This window comes from Pseudarthrobacter sp. MOO14 (assembly GCF_058267675.1).
Genome location: NZ_CM177849.1, coordinates 3413270 through 3431771, shown reverse-complemented (window position 1 = coordinate 3431771; position 18502 = coordinate 3413270). Strand labels below are relative to the sequence as shown.

Genomic DNA, 18502 nt, shown 5'->3' with positions numbered 1-18502 from the left:
GGGTTATTCCTTGACGGAGCCGAGCATGACGCCCGAAAAGAAGTACTTCTGGACGAACGGGTAGACGCACAGGATGGGGATGATGGTGAGCACGATGGTCACCGACTGGATGTTGGCGGCGATCTGGCCCACGTTCTCTGCCGTGCCGCCGGCCGAACCCGCGGTGGTGACGCCGGCAATCATGTTGCGGAGGTAGATGGTCACCGGGAACAGATCCGGGTTGTCCAGGTAGAGGAACGCCTGGAACCAGGAGTTCCAGTTGGCCACGGCGTAGAACAGGACCATGGTGGCCACGATGGCCTTGCTCAGCGGCAGCACCACCTTGAACAGGACCCCGTACTGGGTGAGCCCGTCGATGGCGGCCGCCTCCTCCAGTTCCCGCGGCATGTTCTCGAAGAACGACTTCATGATCAGCAGGTTGAAGACGCTGATGGCGTTGGGCAGCACCACCGCCCACAGGGTGTCCCGCATGCCCAGCGAGGTGATGAGCACGTAGTTGGGGATCAGGCCGCCGTTGAAGAACATGGTGAACACGGCGATGCCGATGAACACGCTGCGTCCCTTGAGGTCCTTCTTGGCGATGGCGTACGCGAAACTGGTGGTCAGGACCATCGAGATTGCGGTGGCCACCACCGTGTACAGGACGGTGTTGCCGTAATTCCGCCAGAACACCGAATCCGCCAGGATCAGCTCGTAGGTCTGGGTGTTGAACCCCAGCGGGAAAAGGTTGACCTGCCCGGCGTTGATGAACCCTTCGCTGGAGAAGCTCTGCGCCAGGATGTTCAGGAACGGGTACATGGTCAGGAAGACCACCACCAGCAGGAACACCAGGTTGGCCACGCGGAACACCCGCATGCTGCGGGAGACCTTCATGTCCTTGACCAGCACACCGGTGTCCGCCGTGGGCTTTTGCACTGCGGTTTCCTTCACGGTTGTCTCTTTCACGGTGGCCCCTTTCACCACAGGCTCGTTCCGGCGAGCCGTTTGGAGATGGCGTTCGCGGAGAGGATCAGCGTGAGGCCGATGACGGATTCGAACATGCCGATCGCGGCCGCGTAGCTGAAGTTGGACGATTCCAGGCCCACCCGGTACAGGTAGGTGGAGATGACGTCCGAGGTCTGGTAGTTGAGCGGGTTGTAAATCAGCAGGATCTTCTCGAAGCCCACGGCCATGAACGTGCCGATGTTCAGGATCAGCAGCGTGATGATGGTGGGCCGGATGGCCGGGAGGGTCACATGCCAGGTCTGTTGCCACCGGTTGGCGCCGTCGATCCGGGCGGCCTCATACAGCGACTCGTCGACCCTGGTGAGGGCGGCCAGGTACAGGATGGCGCCCCAGCCCATGGTCTGCCACACCTCGGAGCTGATGTACATGGGCCGGAACCAGGCGGCGTCCTGGGTGAAGTTCACCGTGCTTCCGAAGACCGTGCTGGCGATCTGGTTCACCGTACCGGTCATGGAGAAGTTCTGCAGGATCATGCCGGCGATGATCACCACTGACATGAAGTGCGGCAGGTACGCCACCGTCTGGACGAATTTCTTGAACTTCTGCGAGCGCAGCTCGTTCAGCATCAGCGCGAAGATGATGGGCATTGGGAAGCAGAACAGGAGTGTCAGCACGCCCAGGATGATGGTGTTCTGGAAGGCCTGCCAGAAACTGGGATCGTTGATGAATAGGGTGACGTACTTCAGTCCCACCCATTTCTCGCCGAAGATGCTGCCGCCGGGCTGGAATTGCCGGAACGCGATGACGTTGCCGGCCATGGGCAGGTAGCGGAAGATGGCGAAGTAGGCCAGCGGCAGCAGCACCAGCGTGTAGAGCCGCCAGTCGCGCTTGATAGCGAGCTTCCAGCCGCCGGGCTTGTTCCGTGGTTTGTCCTTGCGGCCGGGCGGCTGTGTGGTGACCGCTCCGGGAGGTACTTCCAATTGCGTGGCCATGTTGCCTCCTACCGGCCGGCTTCTGCGTATGTGCGGGCGTGTTCGCCAGCTGCCTCTTCCAGGACCAGGACCCCGTTGGCGGCCAGTTCCACTGCACCCGTGATTCGGGTGCCGGTGAGCACGTCCGTGCCGCCCGCCCCAACATCCACCCGGGCCGGTGCGTCGTTGTGGTTGAGGACCAGCAGGTAGCTGCGTCCGTTGCCGGCACGACGGCGGACCTGCACTCCCAGCGGCGCGTCCAGTTCGGGGCGGATCCCCGCAGCGGTCCGTTCGGCGTCGAGCAGTTCCTCCAGGTAGGTGCCGTCCACCCTCGCCGAGAGGTAGACGGCGGTGCCGCAGCCGAAACTGTTGCGGGTGACGGCCGGCGACCCGGCCAGCCTGCCCGAGGCGTAGCTGGCCAGCACCTCCGCCGAGGTGGCGTGCAGGTGTTCGGTCCAGTAATCCGCTGAGGCCGTGCCGCCGTCGGCCGTTGAAAGCTTGACGGCCTCGCCCTCCCCGGCCAGCGGGTGCATCTCCTCGCTCCACGCGCCCAGGACGTTGCGGAGGGCGCCAGGGTAGCCGCCGAGCCGGATCGTGTTGTCCTGGTCCACAATGCCGGAGAGGTAGCTGGCCACCAGACGGCCGCCGCCGGCGACGTAGTCCTCGTAGCGCTGTGCGGCGTCGTCGGTAAGCAGGTAGGTGGCGGGAAGGACCACCAGGCTGTACTGGTGAAGGTCGCTGGTGGTGTCCACGAAGTCTACTGTGATGTTGGCGTCAAAGAAGGGCCGGTAGAGGCGGAGGACTTCCTGCGCGTAGCTCAGGTCCGAGCGGGGCGAGTTGCCCAGTTCCAGGGCCCACCAGCAGTCCCAGTCAAAGACCAGCGCCACCTTGGCGGTGGAGCGGGTGCCGGTGATTCCGGAGAGGTTCTTGAGCTCCCGGCCCAGTTCGCAGACCTCCCGGAACACCCGCGTGTTGGGGCCGGCATGGTTGACCATGCCGGAGTGGAAGCGTTCGGTGCCTCCCCTGGCCTGGCGCCACTGGAAGAAGAGGATGGAATCGGCTCCCTGGGCAATCGCCTGGTAGGAGCCTAAACGCATTTTGCCGGGCAGTTTGGAGACGTTGACGGACCATTGGCTGACGGCTGCGGTGGCTTGTTCCATGACCAGCCAGGGCTGGCCCTTCCGCAGTGAGCGCATGAGGTCGAAGTTGAGGGCGGCGGCAACGTGCGCGTCGGATTCGCGAGGGTCCGGATAGATGTCCAGTGCGGCGGCATCTTCCTCGGCGGCCCAGGCCCAGTAGTCGTTGTTCTTGTAGAAGCGCATGAAGTTGGTGACAACGGGCAGTTCCGGCGTGTGGCGGCGCAGGATGTCCCGTTCGGCCTTGTAGTGCGCCAGCATGCTGTCCGAGGTGAACCGGTGGTAATCGAGCCGGCGGGACGGGTTGGACCAGGTGCGGGGCTGGGCAGGTGCATTGACCTGGGCCCAGTCGGAGTAGACCTGGCCCCACACGTCGGTGCTCCAGGCCCGGTTCAATTCCTCCAGGCTGCCGTACTTGTCCTGGAGCCATTTCCGGAAGGCGCGGTCGGCGTGCGGGCCGTAGGAGACGGGGCCATACTCGTTGTTGACGTGCCACATGCACAGGGCGGGGTGGGCGGCGTACCGCTCCCCCATCTTTTCCGCCATCGCCAGGGACTTTTCCCGGTAGGCGGGGTGGGAGACGTCGAAGTGCTGGCGGGAGCCGAAGCCGAAGGTGCTGCCATCAGCCAGGACCGGAAGGATGTCCGGGTGCCGGGCGATCAGCCAGGCCGGCGGGACAGCGTCCGGAGTGGCCAGGTCCACGCCGATGCCGTTGGCGTGCAGCAGGTCCATGATCTCGTCCAGCCAGCTGAAGTCGTAGATGCCGTCCGCCGTTTCGAGCCTGCTCCAGGAGAAAACGGCCAAGGTAACCAGGTTGACCCCTGCTTCCTTCATGAGGCGGACGTCCTCGTCCCACACCTCGCGCGGCCACTGCTCGGGGTTGTAATCCCCTCCGTAGGCGATGCCGCCAAGCCGGTCATGCAGGCGCTTAAGCCGGTGTTCGGGTGTATGGGTGCGTTGCTCGCTGGTCATCATTGTCCTTTGGTTGGCATGTTGGCCGCGGGCTCCCCACCAGTGCGACCTGCATCACACAGAGAAACTATCGTAAACTTTCAGCAATAACAACAGGTACATGAAAGTAGGAGCGCACTTCTTTCTCCGAATTGCCGCGGATGCGAACGCTAACATGGATGCATGCAGGGGCCCCCGTCCGGAGAAAGTCGGTCCACGCGCAGGCCAGGTTCCGTATTTTCCAGGGTTGGAAGAAACTATCGGAGCTGCTTGTACGACCGGCGTGGCAGGTTTCGCAGCGCCAATGCCAGTATCAACAGCCAGCCTGGGACCGCACGATCCAGGCCGGCCACCCCCGGGGGGCGAGAACGCCCTCCTCCGCTAGCGGCAGGCAGTGGTCCGGCGCCCGCTATCCTGGCTCTTTGATGTCCTGCAGCACTTCATTGCGTCGCAGGAACCAAGGCTTGAAGGGCGGGTCGAAGCGCGCGTATCGCGGAGCGCCGACCGGCGTCAGCCCGGCAACTTTCAGTGCCGCTTGGAGCCCCGCGGTATGCCGCTCGAAGGAAGAAGCGGAGCCGCCGCCCGTGAAGCTGAGGGCAGCGGAAAGGGAGGCCGGAACGGCGCGCACCGTCACCCTGGGGTCGGCGGGAGCCGGGGCCGTGTCGGCCGTGACGCCGGCCGGGAGCACGAATCCCACCACGAACTCCGCCGGCCCACGGGCTCCCGGCAACGGCCCCTGCTGCAGCACGGGAGCCGTCATGGCCAGCTTTTGCGGGGAACCAGGCTCCTGGATGACGGGCGCAGTCATGGCCAGCTTGCGGCGGGCGGAGTTGTTGCCGCTGATGTAATTGAACAGGTAACGGAACGCCGCGTTTCCGGCCCGGTCGAAGTCCGCCCTGACCTTGACCTCAGCCACGACGTAAGCCGGATACCAACGGAGCTCGAAATGTGGATACCGGCGGATCAGTTCATAGGGCTGCTGTTCAGTCATGGTGCGTCAGAGCCTACGCCCGTGGCGCCTGGGCGGCCAGACCTGCACCCCGGCTCACCCCACGCGCCGTGTGGCGCGCCTCCGAAAGAAGCCGCGAAGGGTCCCCACTCCCATCAGGACGACGGCCAGGATTCCAATTCCACCGAAGAGCGCTGTCAGGACCACGCCGGCACCACGGAACCACTCTCCGCCACTTTCATAGCCCGGAACGATCGCCCGGCCAGGATCATCTTCGGCATAGATCACAGGAACATCGGTTCCCACCACAGGGTGCTGGTCGTGGTCCACGGCCGCGAACGTCCGGTGGGCCGATCCGTCCGGCGTCGTGAAGTCAACCCGGATCCTGCGCTGGGATGCCTTGGTGACATCGTCAAAGTGGACGATCGTTCCGGTTGCCCGCGCTCCAGTGCGCGCGAGTTCTTCGTCCGCGTTGATCATGAAGCTGCCCGCACCGATCATGATGGGCCCCAGGCAAAGGACCAGGACGGTGACCGCCAGGTTCAGCCTTATCTTCCACGGCCGCGCGGGTTTGCGGTTCTTGTCGGTTCTGCGCCCAGTCACGGCTCCCATTCTGCCCGAGCCTGTCAGCAAAACCACACACTGGACCGTTGCCATGGGCAACCATGAGCGGCATAATAGTTAGCAGAACTAATTAGCACTGCTAAATAACCGCAGCAGGAGGCGCACCCGCTTATATGTCACCCGCCCACACCAAGCCCCAGGCCACAGCAGACCCCACCGCCCCGGACACCCTCGCCATCGACCTGCGCACCGCCGTGATGCGCACGTCCCGCCGGCTCCGCGTCGAAGCAACCGGCGACATCATCACCCCTGGCCAGTACACCGTCCTGGCCCTGCTCAACGGCAGCGGTCCCAGCACGCTGCGCGCACTGGCAGAGAGCGAACACGTCCAGGCCCCGTCCATGACCAGGATCGTCAACGCCCTCGCCGACCAAGGATTCGTCACCAGGTCCGCCCATCCCGACGACGGCCGCCAGGTTCGCGTGGACATCACCGACGCCGGCAGGACGGTCCTCGAGGAAGCACGCCGGCAGCGGACCGCCTGGCTGGCCCGGCGCGTAGCAGGGCTCAGCGAGGACGACCGGCTCACACTGAGCCGCGCGGCCCGCATCATGCAGGAAATGAGCGCCAAATGAGTGCCATGTTCCGGGCCCTCGAAAACCCCAACTACCGCATCTGGGCCGGCGGCGCGATCGTGTCCAACATCGGCACCTGGATGCAGCGGGTGGCACAGGACTGGCTGGTCCTGACCGTCCTTACGGACCACTCCGGTGCCGCGGTGGGCCTCACCACCGGCCTGCAGTTCCTGCCCATGCTGCTGTTCGGCCCGTACGGCGGAGTGCTGGCGGACCGGTACCGCAAGCGCATCATCCTGATGTGGACGCAGCTGGCCATGGGCTTCACCGGCTTGGCCATCGGCCTGCTCGTGGTCACCGGCACCGCCCAGTTGTGGCACGCCTACGTGGCTGCGTTCTGCCTGGGAGTTGCCAGCGCCGTGGATGCCCCCGCCCGCCAGGCCTTCGTGTCCGAACTGGTTGGCCAGGACAACATCTCCAATGCGGTGGCCTTGAACTCGGCGTCCTTCAATACCGCCCGGCTTACCGGCCCCGCAATCGCCGGCGTCCTCATCGCGTGGGTGGGCACCGGCCCGGTGTTCCTGCTCAACGCTGCCAGCTTCGCCGCCGTCCTGGTCTCGCTGTTCCGGATCCGCATCACCCAGCCGGCCCCCGTGGCAGGCCAACGCAACAAGCACCAGGTGGTGGAGGGCATCCGGTATGTGCGCCGCCGTCCGGATCTGATGTTGATCATGGTCCTGGTGGGTATCCTGGGCGCGTTCGGCATGAACTTCCCGGTCATCAACTCGCTGATGGCCACCACCGAGTTCAGCATGGGGCCCAGTGAATTCGGGCTCCTCGGCTCGATCATGGCGGTAGGTACGCTCGCCGGCGCCCTCCTGGCCGCGCGCCGGTCCGGCCCCCGGCTGCGCTTCCTCCTGGGCGGCGCGTTGGGGTTGGGCTTCTTCACGATCCTCGGCAGCCTGGCGCCATCGTTCTGGACCTACGCAGCCATCCTGGTTCCGGTGGGCCTGGCGTCCATCACTTTCCTGAACAGCTGCAACACCAGCATCCAGCTCTCCGTGGAAGCCCCGTTCCGTGGCCGCGTCCTGGCGCTGTACCTGGCAGTGCTGCAAGGCGGCACCGCGCTGGGTTCGCCCCTGGTGGGGTGGATAGGCAGCCAGTACGGTGCACGCTGGTCGGTCGCCTCCGGCGGCATCGTGGTGCTCCTGGCCGGAATCGCGGCGGTGGTGGCGGTGAGCAGGCGGAACCGGATTACTTTCCGCGGCGCGCTCCGGATGGCGCTGGGCAGGCGGGAACCGGCCGTCTGAGTGTCGGTTGGGCGGGTACGGCCGATCCCGGCACCTGCGGCAAAGCCCGGCCAAGATTTACGGCATGGGCACGCCGACGATATCCACCGAGATTTCGACCGCCGGCACCACTCCCCGGTTCTCCAGCCAGTGCAGGGTGTTCCGGTCCTCCGGCCAGCCCACGCCCGGCCCGTACTCCGTGGCGACCCCGTCCCGGTGGTCGGTGATGATCCCCGAGAGGACATAGACAGTGCCTGGCCGGCCTGCATGGTCATGGAGTGGGCCGAACACTCCACCGGGCTCGATGGTCACCATCCGCATCCGCAACTGGCGCCCTTCCATCCCGTCGATCTCGCCGGCAAGGTCGACCGCAGCCAGCAACTCCACCGAGACGCCAGTGGTCTTCGGTGCCACCTCCTCGACGCTCATCGCGCCCCTTCCCACAACCTCAATCTGCGGCGGCGCCGGCCCTGCCCCTGCCGGGGCACCCGGGTGCAGGTGCTTCCGGTGGCGGGTGCCGGCGTCGTCCTTAATGTGCCGGGCCTGCGACAGCGGGCCGCGGCGTTCAACGGGGCAGCGATGAAATGTTCAGGATGTTGCCCTCACTGTCCAGGAACCAGGCGGCGTCGCCCATTCCCTCCATCGAGGCGATGCCGTTCTCTGTCTTCAGTCCGGGCATGTCGTACTCCTCGAAAACGACGCCCCGGCCGCGCAACTCCTCGACGTCGCGCCGTACGTCATCGGTTCCCCACCCTATCTGCGTGTTCTTGGCCGAGCCGGCGTTGTCCGTTTGGTAAATCAGGAACGCGGTACCCTTCCCGCACCGGTACACGAGCCCGCCGTCACTCATGGTCCGCTCGGGCTCCAAACCCAGCTTGTCCCGGTAGAACTCCCGTGCCCGGTCAATGTCCTTTGCCGGCAATACAGCCATGACTTCCAGATCTTTGAGCATGACAACAACTCTCCTTGCCACTTTTCCTGATGGCGATGCTCTCCCCCGAATCGGTCCGGCCGTCCCCCGCCGGGCCTCGTGGCCGTCCTTCCCGCCGAATGCCGGGGCGGCCACCTGGAGCTCCCTGATCCGCGGCGGCAGAAGCCATCGGTACGGGGTTCCCGAAGTCTACGAGGCCATTATGGAACTGTTCGTCCCCGCATGGAATAGGGGTTTTTATTGCGGGTGGGGCAGCGGCAGTGCAGCTATTTCCGGGCCGCCGAGATGGCCCTGCGGGCCGCCCTGCCTGCCACGGCCACCAGGGGAACCAGGCATGCCAGGACGGCGATGGTGTTGGGGCGGAACGCCGCCCTGCCATTGACTGTCCGGTACACCCCCAAGGGCAGGACGAACCCGCCGCCGCCTCCACCTGACGCACCTTTCTCCGATTCCATGCCGCCACCGAAGCCGAAGGAGACCAGCGCCACGGGCACGATCTCCTCCCCGCCGAGAGTGACCGTCGTGCCGTAGGCGCGGGCCACGCCCATGTTCTTGAAGGTGTCCACCAGGGATGCGAAGGTGTCAGGCATGGGTTCAGGATAGGCGCCGCCGTGGACGGGCCGGCAGGTCCTTTGGTCCTGCCACAGCGTTCCTCACCGCTTCGCAGGCGTTCCTGCCCGCCGAAGCTTGGAGAAGGCTCCGAGGCTGTAGGCAAGCAGGACCATCGCCATGGCCACTCCGGCGGTCGCCGCCGCCGACGCCGCGCCCGGTTCCGTCCCGCTCAGCAGCCCAATACCGCCAATCGCTGCGAGCAGTCCGCCCAGAAGGTAGAACATGGGCTCCTTGAAGGCCCACGCGAACGGCACGAAATGGAGGCCGACCACCAGTGCGATCAGCGCCGGACGCAGCACCAGCGCACCTCGGGCGTCAAGCAATGAACTACCGGCCGCTATCAGGGCGAATTCAGCCACCACGCACAGGACATAGACCGCAATGTGTCTGCCGCGGGGTGGCACGAAGGGTCCCAGGAAACGTGGCCTGGCGAAGAGGAACCACAGGCTGGCGCCCACCGCCCCGAGGACCAGGACGCGCGCGGCGCCGGACAATAGGTCCGCAAACCCTGACGTGTAGGAGAACACGAAGAGGCATGCACCCCCAAGGCCAAGCAGGGCTCCCGTACGGCGGGGGTCAGCAAACCGCGGAGGTCCATCAGCCGGCAAAAAGGTTGTCCGCTGAAGTAAAGTCACTGGATAATTTTCGCAGAGACCCTCCCGTTGCGGAACCAACCGACGTCCTCAACTGCAGGGTTTCACTTCCGGATTTCCGCCAGCCGCAGCCTGACGATGTCCGCTACGACGTCGTCCGGCACCGGCCTGGCTGCGCTGAAGCGGATGGTTCCCTTGGACAGCGAGTAGCCCTCCAGGCGTCCGGCCACCGCCTCCACCACGGCCGAGGAGAATGGAAAGATCGAAAGGTGCTTGGCCGCGGCCACGGCAGCCACCAGCGGCTTGCCGTCGACCTTGAGGGCCGGCATCCCGTAGCTCATGCCCTCGGTGGCGTCCGGGGCCACGGACCGGGCAATCTCCACCACATGCCGGAGGCAGCCGCGGCCCGGTTCATCCGTCGCGGCCAGGGCATCATCCACGACGCCCATGGAGCGATCAGCCCTTCCGGGCGGCGACCGTGGCTGCGAGCGCCGCGAGGCCGCGCTCAAAGTCGCCGCCCACCAGCTTGTCCATGTTCATGAACAGGGCAAAGACCTTACCGAGCCCTTTGTTCTCCCCGGTCATCAGCCACGTCACCTCGGTGCCGCCAGGAGCCGGGCTGAACGTGAACGTCGTGGGGTTCAGGGCCTTGAACGGCTTGGTGAACTGCAGCCGGATCCCTATGCGGCTCGAAGGCACCGACTCCACGATCTCCATGGTTCCGCTGCCGGCCTTGCGGTTCCCGTTCCACTCATAGCCTGCGCCGGCCCCTGATTCGCTGCCGAAGTAGCGGCGGCTCATGCCCGGATCGACCGCCTCCCAGGGGGACCAGGCGGTCCATTCGTGGAAGTTGTTCACCAGCGGAAAGATCTCCTCGGCGGAGGCAGGGATGACCGCGCTGCGGCGGACTTCGAAAGTAGACATGGGCCAAGCATAGGGCCGCAGGCCGCCGGCGTTAAGGGAGGACCACGTTGACGGGTTCGCGGCCCTCGAGCAGCAGTCCGATCTGCTTCCTGACCAGGCGAACCATGCGGGGGAACATGGCCGAGCTGGCGCCGCCCACATGCGGAGTGATGAGCACTCCGGGGGTGGTCCACAGCGGGTGGCCGGCGGGCAGCGGTTCCGGATCCGTGACGTCCAGGGCGGCGCGGAGCCTGCCGGTTGCAGTCTCGGCCAGCAGCGCGTCGGTGTTGGCCACAGGGCCGCGGGCCACGTTCACCAGCAGGGCGCCGTCTGGCATGGCGGCGAGGAACTTGGCGTCCACGAGGTGCTCTGTTTGCCCGTTGAGGGGAACACTGACCACTACGATCTCGTGCAGCGGCAGCTGTTCATAGAGCGAGTCGATCCCGTGGATGGTTCCGCCACCGTCCTCGCGTGAACGGCTGGCCATCCGGGTGACCTCGGCTTCGAACGGGAGGAGCCGGGCCTCGATGGCCTTGCCGACTCCCCCGTAACCCACCAGCAGGACGCGCCGGTCCGCCAGGCTGGGGCGCTGGCTGTTGTCCCATGTGCCGTTGTCCTGGTTCCGGACAAAGTCCGGGATGCCTCGCTGGGACGCGATCATCATGCCCACGGCGAGCTCCGCCGTCGAGGTCTCATGGACTCCGGCCGCGTTGGCAAAGGTGACACCGCCGGGCAGGATGCCCGCTACGCCGTCGTACCCGATGGACTGGCTCTGCACCAGGCCTACGTCCACGCCTTCCAGCGCGGCGAGCGCGGACGGCTTGCCCATGTAGGGCGGCACCAGGAGGTCCAGCCGGCCCTCGGGGGCCGGGCCCGCGAGGTCCCAGAGCACAAACTCGACGCCGTCCACCGGGGCGAGTGCGTCCAGCAGGTCTTGGGCGGGCAGGCAGACGCGCAGGCGGGCGCTCATGCGGCGACCATCAGCTTGACGTTGGCGGCGCCCAGGGCATCCTCGACTTCCTGCGGCGGTGGGGCATCCGTCACCAGGATGTCCACCGCATCAAATGCTGCCAGCCGCGCCAGCGCGTACCTGAGCATCTTCTGGTGGGTTGCCACCACCACTACCTGTTCCGCCGAATTCATAAGGGCGATCTTAGTGGCGCGCTCCACGTCGCGTTCGATGTAGAAGGCCTCATCGTGGATGCCGGTCACCCCGATGAACGCCGTTTTGGCGCGCAAACCGGCAGCCGCGCTCACGGTCATGGGACCGTTGAACGCCTGGCTATCCAGCAGCAGCTCCCCGCCGAGGCAGATGGTGCGCGCCTCGGTCAACTGCAGGCAGCGCTGGATGGCCGGGGCCGAGTGCGTGATGATGGTCCCCCTGAAGGACGTGGGCAGTTCCTGGGCGATCTGGTACGTGGTGGTACCGGCGTCAAGGATGATGGCGTCCCGTTCGCTGATCATCGACACACAGGCCCGTGCGACCCGGAGCTTGGCGTCTGCGTCCTCCCGGACCCGGGCGGCGAAGTCGGCGTTCTGGCCGTGCCCGTCCACGGCACTGACCCCGCCGTGGACCACCCGGGCCAGGCCCCGCTTGGCCAGCACCCGGGTGTCCCGCCGTACGGTCATGTCGGAGACTGCGAACGTCCCCGCGAGGTCGTTCGTGGAAATGAAGCCTTTCCGTCCCAACTCATCGAGGATGGTGCGCTGGCGCGGCGTCAGCGGCGCCTCTCCATGTGCTGTGCTCATAAGCTGCTTATCCCTCCCCAATGCGCCGGGCAGAGCCTGGCGGCGTGTTGGACTTCCAACACAAATCTTCTTATGAACGTACCCCGGAAGCCGCATTCGCGAGCTCCACGGGGCGTCCTTCCGTAATAGAACGTTCCGCTGCCAGGCCCATCCGCACGGACTGCAGGCCGTCGGCAACAGTCACCTCTACGGGGCCTTCGCCCAGGATTGCCTTCCGGTATCCAAGGTGCTCGTAGTACGTGGAGCCGTGGTGGGCGCCGGCGGCGAGGACCGCCTCATCCACCGGCACGTCATGCTTCAGGGGGCCCAGCGGGGACCGGGGGCTGAATTCCACGGTCGCCTCGGCTTCGTCGCCGGGGATCCAGTGGTTGGCCGCCACCGGGATGAGGGTTTCGATCTTGGCGGCGTCGCCCACGATGGAGATCCGCTCCTGGAACTTGGACCCTTCGGCGAACATGGACAGCTCCAGCATGGCCCGCCGGCCTCCCTTGAAATCGACGATGACGTAGGCGTTGTCCACCATGTCCGGGACCTTGCCGTCGTACACCTCGTCCATATGGTTGACGTCGTGGCCGCCGCTGGCGTAAATCCGGACGGGCTCGTCCTGGAGGATCAGGCGCATCAGGTCGAAGAAGTGGCAGCACTTCTCCACCAGGGTGCCGCCCGTCCGCTCGGCGAAGCGGTTCCAGGAATCCACCTTGTGCAGGAACGGGAAGCGGTGTTCCACGATGGAAAGCATGTAGATGTTCCCAAGCTTTCCGGTGTGTGCCGCCTGGATAACCTCCTGGACCGGCGGCATGTACCGGTACTCCATGGCAACCCACACCGGTGCCGGGTAGCCCGCGGCGAGGACTTCGAGCTCGTCCGCCTGTTCTGCGCTGGTGCATACGGGCTTTTCGACCAGGACCGGGAGGTTGGTGCCGCTGGCGAAGATGTCCTTCAGGATGCCCAAGTGGGTGTCGTTGGGGCTGGCAATCACCAGCGCGTCAACCATTCCCGAGGCCAGCAGTTCCTGGTGGGAGGTGAAGAGTTGCACGTCGTAGCCGATTTCCTTGGCAGTCTCGTCGAGGGATGACGGCGTGGGGTCTGACACTGCGGTGATCCGGCTCCCGGGGATCAAGGCGAGGTTCCTGACATGTTCGCGGGCCATGTGGCCTGCCCCGATGAGTCCGTACCGGATGGTCCGGACAGATTCCGCAGTAGGCAATGACATGAGCTGCTCCGTTTCTCTACGTTGAGTGGGGGGTGCGGCGTTGCATCCCAAACACAACTATACAGAAAGTGTTGTTTTTCCAACATAGCGTGTGTATATTTCTTCAATACCAGCCGGAACTACAACGAGGTGGAACGTGCCCCAACCGTCAACTGGACCCCTGCTCTTCGTAGGCTGCGCCACTCTTGACTCCATTGCCCTGGTGCAGGATTACCCCGCTGCGGACAGCCGGACCGTGGCCACGGATTTCGCGACGGCGGGCGGCGGCCCTGCAGCCACGGCAGCCGTCGCAGCAGCACGGGCGGGGGCGGATACCGCCTTCGCCGGCGTCTTCGGCACCGACGAAGAAGGCGACCGCATCATTTCCGGGCTGCAAGCCGAAGGCGTGGACACCTCCGCCGTGATCCGCGATCGCGGCGTCAAGACCGGCGCCAGCGTGATCATCGTCAGCAAGGCAACCGAGAGCCGGGCCATCGTCACCAGGCCCGTGCCGCCGGTCAGGTTCCCTGCGGGCAGCCGCTTCTTCGACCTGCTGGCATCCGCCGCCTGGGTCCATGCCGACCACTTGGGATGGAATGCCGTCGCAGGTGCCCGCTCCGGATCGCTGAACATCAGCGTGGACGCCGGCAATCCCATCCCATCCTTCAGCCCCCGCGGCATCGCACTCTACGTACCTACCGTGGAAAGGCTCCAGGCAGAGTACGGCGCCGGGCACTCCCCCGGAGCCCTCCTGCGCAAAGCGCTCGACGACGGCGCCGCGGCCGTCGTGGCCACCGCCGGCTCAGACGGCGCCTGGGTCCTGGAACGCGGCGGCGGTCCCGTCCACGTACCGGCCACGCCGGCGGACATCGTTTCCACCCTCGGCGCCGGCGATGTCTACCACGGCGCGCTCCTCGCAGCCGTTGCCGCAGGCCTGCCGTTGGTGGACGCCGCCGCATTCGCCGGCCGCACCGCCGCAGCATCCTGTGCCGGGCTGGACGGCCGCTCTGCCATCCCCCGCCAGGCCATCACCACCGAATTCGCCTCCAACCACCATTCCTGACCCAACCCGCCCAGCTGAAAGTAGCCAGCCCATGAACCATGCAGACCTCTCCCCGCTCCAACGGCCCTCAGGCGCCTTTGCGATGCTCGCCGTTGACCAGCGCGAAGCCATGCGCAACATGTTCGCAGAGCACACTGACCAGCCCGTCACGGACCAGGACCTCCGGGACTTCAAGCTCGAGGCGGCCCGGATCCTGACCCCTTATGCCTCCGGCGTCCTCATCGACCGCCAGTTCGCCCTGGACCACGCAATCGAGGAAGGTGTGGTGGACCCCGGCTGCGGGCTGATCGCCTCCGCCGACCACTTTGAACCCGCCCACGGCGAACTGGTGGGCGAAGTGACCATCGACCGCCTGGTGGATCCGCACAAATACGCCGCCCTCGGCGTCAAGGCCCTGAAGCTGCTGGTGCTCTACCGCCCGGACGAACCCGCCGAGGGCCGCGTGGCCATGGTCCGCGAGTTCGTGGACAGCTGCCGGTCCGCGGGGCTGATAAGCATCATCGAACCCGTCTCCCGCAAGCCCCTGGCCGGCGGCGACTTTGACTGGAACGCGGGCATCCTGGCCGCCGCCAAGGAACTGGGCAGCCTGGGTGCCGACTTGTACAAGGCCGAGGTCCCGTTCCACGGCCAGGCTTCGGAAGCTGACGTCCGCGACGCCTGCGCCGAGCTCACCAAAGCCATCGACGGCCCGTGGGTGGTCCTCTCCTCCGGTGTTCCCGAAGACGTCTTCCCGGACGCCGTCCGGTGGGCCTGCCTCGAAGGTGCCAGCGGCTTCCTCTCCGGACGCGCAGTCTGGGCTTCCTGCATCGGCGCTCCCGACGTCGTCGAATCCCTCTCCACCGACGCCGTCCGCAGGCTGCAGCGCCTTTGCGCCGTGGTGGACGACGTCGTGTCCGCCCAAAGGACCAACGCCTAGGCAGTTCTCCCGCACCACAAGCACCGTCACGGGGCCCGGCCCCTCTCAGCAGCAAGCAAACAAGGCACAGCAAACACTCAACGAGGAGATTATTGTGAGTCAGATTTCACGCCGGCAGGCAGTCGCCCTTCTCGGGGCCCTGGGCTTCGGCGCCGCTGCGGCAGCGTGCGCCGGGCCCGGCGGTTCCACCAAGCCGGGAGGGGCAACCGGTCCGTCGGCACCCGCCACCGGAGCCGTCACCGGCAAGGTGTCCTTCGCCCACTGGCGCGGCGAGGACAAGGCCGTATTCGACGAACTCATCAAGCGCTTCGTGGCACAACACGACGGCGTGGAAATTGCCCAGGACATCTCGACCTCCAACGACTACAACGCCCAGGCACTGCAGAAGCTTCGCGGCGGCTCCATCGGCGACGCGTTCGCCACCTTCCGCGGCTCCCAGTTTAAGAACTTCACCGAGGCCGGGGTGTACACCGACCTCAAGGGCAGCAAAGCCGTAGGCAACTACCAAAAGGGACTCCTGTCCGCCGGGCAGAGCGGCGACAACCAGCTCGGCCTGCCCTACCAGGTGGTCTTCCCCATGCCCATGGCCAACCTGGACCTCTTCGACAAGGCCGGTGCAGAAACCTCGCCCAAGAACTGGGACGCCTTCCTGGGCATGTGCGAAAAACTCGCCGCCTCCGGGGTCATTCCCATCTCCTGGCCGGGCGGCGACGTCGGAAACGGCGGCCAGCTGTTCAACTGCATGATCGCCAACAACGCCCCCGTGGACGACATGTGCGCCCAGATCGAGCAGGGCAAGCTCAAGTGCACCGATGACTGGTTCCTCAAGATGCTGGGCCAGTACAAGGACCTGAAGCCCTTCGTGCAGCCCAACGCCACCGGCACCGCCGTTGAACCGGCCCAGAACCTGTTCTCCCAGGGCAAGGCCGCCATGCTCGCCACCGGCTCCTACCACCTCGCCGCGGTCCGCGGACTCGGTGCCAAGTTCCCGATCGACCTGGTGTTCCCCAACACCACCTCCGACGGCAACGGCAAATACGAGGGCGCCTACAACGCCACCTTCATCCTGGGCGTCAACTCCGCCAGCAAGAACCAGGCGGCCGCGGCGGCATGGATCGATTTCCTCTCCGAGCCCGAGAACGCCGGCTACTACGCCAACCAGACTGCCCAGCACGTCTCCGTGGACAAGGTGGAGTACACCAACCCGGACCTGAAGCGCCTCAGTCCCTGGCTGCAGAAGAAGACGGCACTCGCCGCCCGCTTCCAGTTCAACAACCTCGATGTCCGCAACGCGGTGGAGGCCAGCGCCACGGCCGTCATTTCCGGCACCAGCCCGGAGCAGGCAGCCGCTGCCGCCCAGAAGATTGTTGACGAACGGCTATGAGCATCCATCCGGGAACGGCTGCCCGGCGGAAGGCCCCGGACAGCCACACCCCCGACAACCCTGCCAAGGTGCGCCGCCGCTCTCCCACACGGGTGAATCCGGCCCTGTACCTTTTCCCGCTGCCCGCAGTCGCCGTCGTCGCCTTCTTCCTGGTGATGCCGACGCTGCAGGCGTTCCAGTACGCCATCACGGACTGGAACGGATTCTCCGCGGCGTTCAATTATGTGGGCGTGGACAACTTCGTCCGGGCGTTCACCAAGGACTCGCTGTTTACGAACGCGCTGACGAACAACCTGAAGTTCGTGCTGCTGGTGGTGATCGCCCAGACAGCGTTCTCGCTGGTCCTGGCCCTGCTGCTGACCAAGAACTCGCGGGGCAGCATCCTGCTGCGGGCACTGTTCTTCTTCCCCACCATCCTGTCCTCCGTCTCGGTGGCCTTCATCTGGAAGTTCATCTACGACCCCAACTTCGGCCTGGCCAACTCCGTCCTCCGAACCGTCGGGGTGGACGGTGGAGCCTACCTCGGCAACGACGCCCAGGCTTTGTACTGGGTGGCCGTCACCCAGGTCTGGTTCCATTCGGGCCAGATGATGGTGGTCTACATCGCCGGGCTGCAGGCCATCCCCAAGGAACTCTACGAAGCGGCGGAGATGGACGGCGCCAGCAAATGGCAGCAGTTCAAATCCATCACCTGGCCGTTCGTGGCCCCGGCCACCTCCATCGTGGTGGCTTACACCACCGTGCAGTCCTTCAAGGCCTTCGACCTGATTCTTGGCATCGCCGGCAACCCGCCCAAGGCAGCCCTGGATATCCTTTCCACCCGCATATACAGCACCTTTGCCAACTCGGAGTTCGGCTACGCCGCCGCCCAGTCGATTATCTTCATGGCGATGATCGCCCTGGTCACCTGGCTGCAGCGCCGGTTGCTCCGGCTCACCCCGAAGGGGGACTAGCAGCATGCTCGCAACACTAAGCCGCCGCGCCATCCTGGCCATCTACGCGGTCATCATCATCATTCCGCTGACAGTGGTGGCGTTCGGCAGTTTCAAGTCCACCCAGGAACTGTTCGCCGGCCCGTTCAGCCTTCCGCATTCACTCGCCCCGGATAACTTCGTCGAGGTGGTGGGCGGCCAGAACCTGGGTTCGTCCTTCATGAACAGCGTGATCGTTACCGGCGTTTCGGTGCCGTTGACCTTGTTCGTGGCCAGCCTGGCCGGCTACGCAGTGTCCCGGTTGAAGGGGTTCATGTCCTGGGCCATCTTCGGATTCCTGGTCCTGGGCATGGCCATCCCGGCACAGGCCAACATGGTGCCGCTCTACGTCCTCTTTGGCAGGCTGGGCTTGCTGGACAACCTGGCCGGCCTGATCCTGGCCAACGTCGTGTCCACGTTGCCCATTGCCGTCTTCATCCTGGGCGGGTTTATGCGGACCTTGCCCAAGGAACTCTATGAAGCTTCCTCCATCGACGGCAGCGGGCCGTGGAAGACCTACGCATCCATCGCCCTGCCGCTCTCCGCACCGTCGATCGCCGCGGCCGCCATCTTCCTGTTCGTCATCCACTGGAACGAGCTCCTCTACCCGCTGTTGTTCATCCAGTCCCCCGGCAACCGGACCCTGCCGCTGGCATTGCTCAGCTTCCAAGGTGAGTTCCAGACCAATTACCCGCTGCTGTTCGCCGGCGTGATCCTGGCTTCCCTGCCGGTGGTGGTGGCCTACGTCTTCCTGCAGCGCTACTTCGTTGCCGGCATCACGGCAGGGGCAAGCAAGGGATGAGTACAA

The 18502-nt window shown here is 65.5% G+C and carries 21 protein-coding genes; 7 read left to right on the top strand and 14 right to left on the bottom strand.

Annotation, left to right across the window (positions count from 1 at the left end; translation table 11 throughout):
• Nucleotides 1-3: 3 nt before the first annotated feature.
• The 5 genes from AC4EEV_RS16010 to AC4EEV_RS15990 form a co-directional block, all read right to left on the bottom strand.
• Nucleotides 4-873 (bottom strand): carbohydrate ABC transporter permease, encoded by an 870-nt coding sequence (locus tag AC4EEV_RS16010; protein ID WP_491330902.1) that lies wholly within the window; start codon nucleotides 871-873, stop codon nucleotides 4-6.
• A gap of 83 nt (nucleotides 874-956) precedes the next feature.
• On the bottom strand, nucleotides 957-1937 hold the full coding sequence (locus AC4EEV_RS16005) for an ABC transporter permease (protein ID WP_018762282.1): 981 nt from the start codon (nucleotides 1935-1937) through the stop codon (nucleotides 957-959).
• Between the two features lie 8 nt (nucleotides 1938-1945).
• Nucleotides 1946-4024, bottom strand: coding sequence for a beta-galactosidase (locus AC4EEV_RS16000; RefSeq protein WP_491329417.1), 2079 nt, complete (start codon nucleotides 4022-4024; stop codon nucleotides 1946-1948).
• A gap of 388 nt (nucleotides 4025-4412) precedes the next feature.
• Complete coding sequence (locus tag AC4EEV_RS15995) at nucleotides 4413-4994, bottom strand: SOUL family heme-binding protein (RefSeq protein WP_018762280.1); 582 nt, start codon at nucleotides 4992-4994, stop codon at nucleotides 4413-4415.
• A gap of 54 nt (nucleotides 4995-5048) precedes the next feature.
• The gene (locus tag AC4EEV_RS15990) at nucleotides 5049-5564 is read right to left on the bottom strand and encodes a DUF3592 domain-containing protein (RefSeq protein ID WP_491329416.1); all 516 of its coding nucleotides are present in this window, start codon (nucleotides 5562-5564) and stop codon (nucleotides 5049-5051) included.
• Between the two features lie 125 nt (nucleotides 5565-5689).
• Between AC4EEV_RS15990 and AC4EEV_RS15985 the strand changes: the two genes are divergently transcribed.
• Nucleotides 5690-6151: a MarR family winged helix-turn-helix transcriptional regulator gene (locus tag AC4EEV_RS15985; protein ID WP_018762278.1), complete on the top strand. Its 462-nt coding sequence runs from the start codon at nucleotides 5690-5692 to the stop codon at nucleotides 6149-6151.
• A complete protein-coding gene (locus tag AC4EEV_RS15980) occupies nucleotides 6148-7401 on the top strand; it encodes an MFS transporter (protein WP_491329415.1) in 1254 nt (417 codons plus the stop codon). Before AC4EEV_RS15985 ends, AC4EEV_RS15980 begins: the two co-directional genes overlap by 4 nt.
• Before the next feature lie 57 nt (nucleotides 7402-7458).
• Here AC4EEV_RS15980 and AC4EEV_RS15975 read toward each other — a convergent pair whose 3' ends face one another.
• The 9 genes from AC4EEV_RS15975 to AC4EEV_RS15935 form a co-directional block, all read right to left on the bottom strand.
• Nucleotides 7459-7809, bottom strand: a complete 351-nt coding sequence (locus tag AC4EEV_RS15975) for a cupin domain-containing protein (protein WP_491329414.1) — start codon at nucleotides 7807-7809, stop codon at nucleotides 7459-7461.
• A 136-nt stretch (nucleotides 7810-7945) separates the two neighbouring features.
• Nucleotides 7946-8332 carry a VOC family protein gene (locus tag AC4EEV_RS15970; RefSeq protein WP_018762275.1) on the bottom strand — a complete coding sequence of 129 codons (387 nt, stop codon included), beginning with the start codon at nucleotides 8330-8332 and terminating at the stop codon, nucleotides 7946-7948.
• A gap of 245 nt (nucleotides 8333-8577) precedes the next feature.
• Nucleotides 8578-8901: a hypothetical protein gene (locus AC4EEV_RS15965; RefSeq protein WP_018762274.1), complete on the bottom strand. Its 324-nt coding sequence runs from the start codon at nucleotides 8899-8901 to the stop codon at nucleotides 8578-8580.
• Nucleotides 8902-8964: 63 nt separating this feature from the next.
• On the bottom strand, nucleotides 8965-9450 hold the full coding sequence (locus tag AC4EEV_RS15960; protein WP_491329413.1) for a hypothetical protein: 486 nt from the start codon (nucleotides 9448-9450) through the stop codon (nucleotides 8965-8967).
• 170 nt (nucleotides 9451-9620) lie between these two features.
• On the bottom strand, nucleotides 9621-9965 hold the full coding sequence (locus AC4EEV_RS15955; protein ID WP_018762272.1) for an iron chaperone: 345 nt from the start codon (nucleotides 9963-9965) through the stop codon (nucleotides 9621-9623).
• 7 nt (nucleotides 9966-9972) lie between these two features.
• Nucleotides 9973-10440 (bottom strand): SRPBCC family protein, encoded by a 468-nt coding sequence (locus AC4EEV_RS15950; RefSeq protein ID WP_491329412.1) that lies wholly within the window; start codon nucleotides 10438-10440, stop codon nucleotides 9973-9975.
• Nucleotides 10441-10471: 31 nt separating this feature from the next.
• Nucleotides 10472-11389 carry a 2-hydroxyacid dehydrogenase gene (locus AC4EEV_RS15945; protein ID WP_018762270.1) on the bottom strand — a complete coding sequence of 306 codons (918 nt, stop codon included), beginning with the start codon at nucleotides 11387-11389 and terminating at the stop codon, nucleotides 10472-10474.
• The gene (locus tag AC4EEV_RS15940; RefSeq protein WP_491329411.1) at nucleotides 11386-12168 is read right to left on the bottom strand and encodes a DeoR/GlpR family DNA-binding transcription regulator; all 783 of its coding nucleotides are present in this window, start codon (nucleotides 12166-12168) and stop codon (nucleotides 11386-11388) included. The genes AC4EEV_RS15945 and AC4EEV_RS15940 overlap by 4 nt, the downstream gene beginning before the upstream one ends.
• A gap of 70 nt (nucleotides 12169-12238) precedes the next feature.
• Complete coding sequence (locus AC4EEV_RS15935; protein ID WP_018762268.1) at nucleotides 12239-13381, bottom strand: Gfo/Idh/MocA family protein; 1143 nt, start codon at nucleotides 13379-13381, stop codon at nucleotides 12239-12241.
• Between the two features lie 136 nt (nucleotides 13382-13517).
• On the opposite strand from AC4EEV_RS15935, the gene AC4EEV_RS15930 reads away from it, so the two are divergent.
• From AC4EEV_RS15930 to AC4EEV_RS15910, 5 genes are all read left to right on the top strand, one after another.
• A complete protein-coding gene (locus AC4EEV_RS15930; RefSeq protein ID WP_491329410.1) occupies nucleotides 13518-14423 on the top strand; it encodes a carbohydrate kinase family protein in 906 nt (301 codons plus the stop codon).
• A 31-nt stretch (nucleotides 14424-14454) separates the two neighbouring features.
• Nucleotides 14455-15339, top strand: a complete 885-nt coding sequence (locus AC4EEV_RS15925; RefSeq protein ID WP_018762266.1) for an aldolase — start codon at nucleotides 14455-14457, stop codon at nucleotides 15337-15339.
• A gap of 94 nt (nucleotides 15340-15433) precedes the next feature.
• Nucleotides 15434-16723, top strand: a complete 1290-nt coding sequence (locus tag AC4EEV_RS15920; RefSeq protein ID WP_018762265.1) for an ABC transporter substrate-binding protein — start codon at nucleotides 15434-15436, stop codon at nucleotides 16721-16723.
• A complete protein-coding gene (locus AC4EEV_RS15915) occupies nucleotides 16720-17676 on the top strand; it encodes a carbohydrate ABC transporter permease (RefSeq protein ID WP_018762264.1) in 957 nt (318 codons plus the stop codon). The genes AC4EEV_RS15920 and AC4EEV_RS15915 overlap by 4 nt, the downstream gene beginning before the upstream one ends.
• A gap of 4 nt (nucleotides 17677-17680) precedes the next feature.
• Nucleotides 17681-18496 (top strand): carbohydrate ABC transporter permease, encoded by an 816-nt coding sequence (locus AC4EEV_RS15910; protein ID WP_018762263.1) that lies wholly within the window; start codon nucleotides 17681-17683, stop codon nucleotides 18494-18496.
• Nucleotides 18497-18502 lie beyond the last annotated feature (6 nt).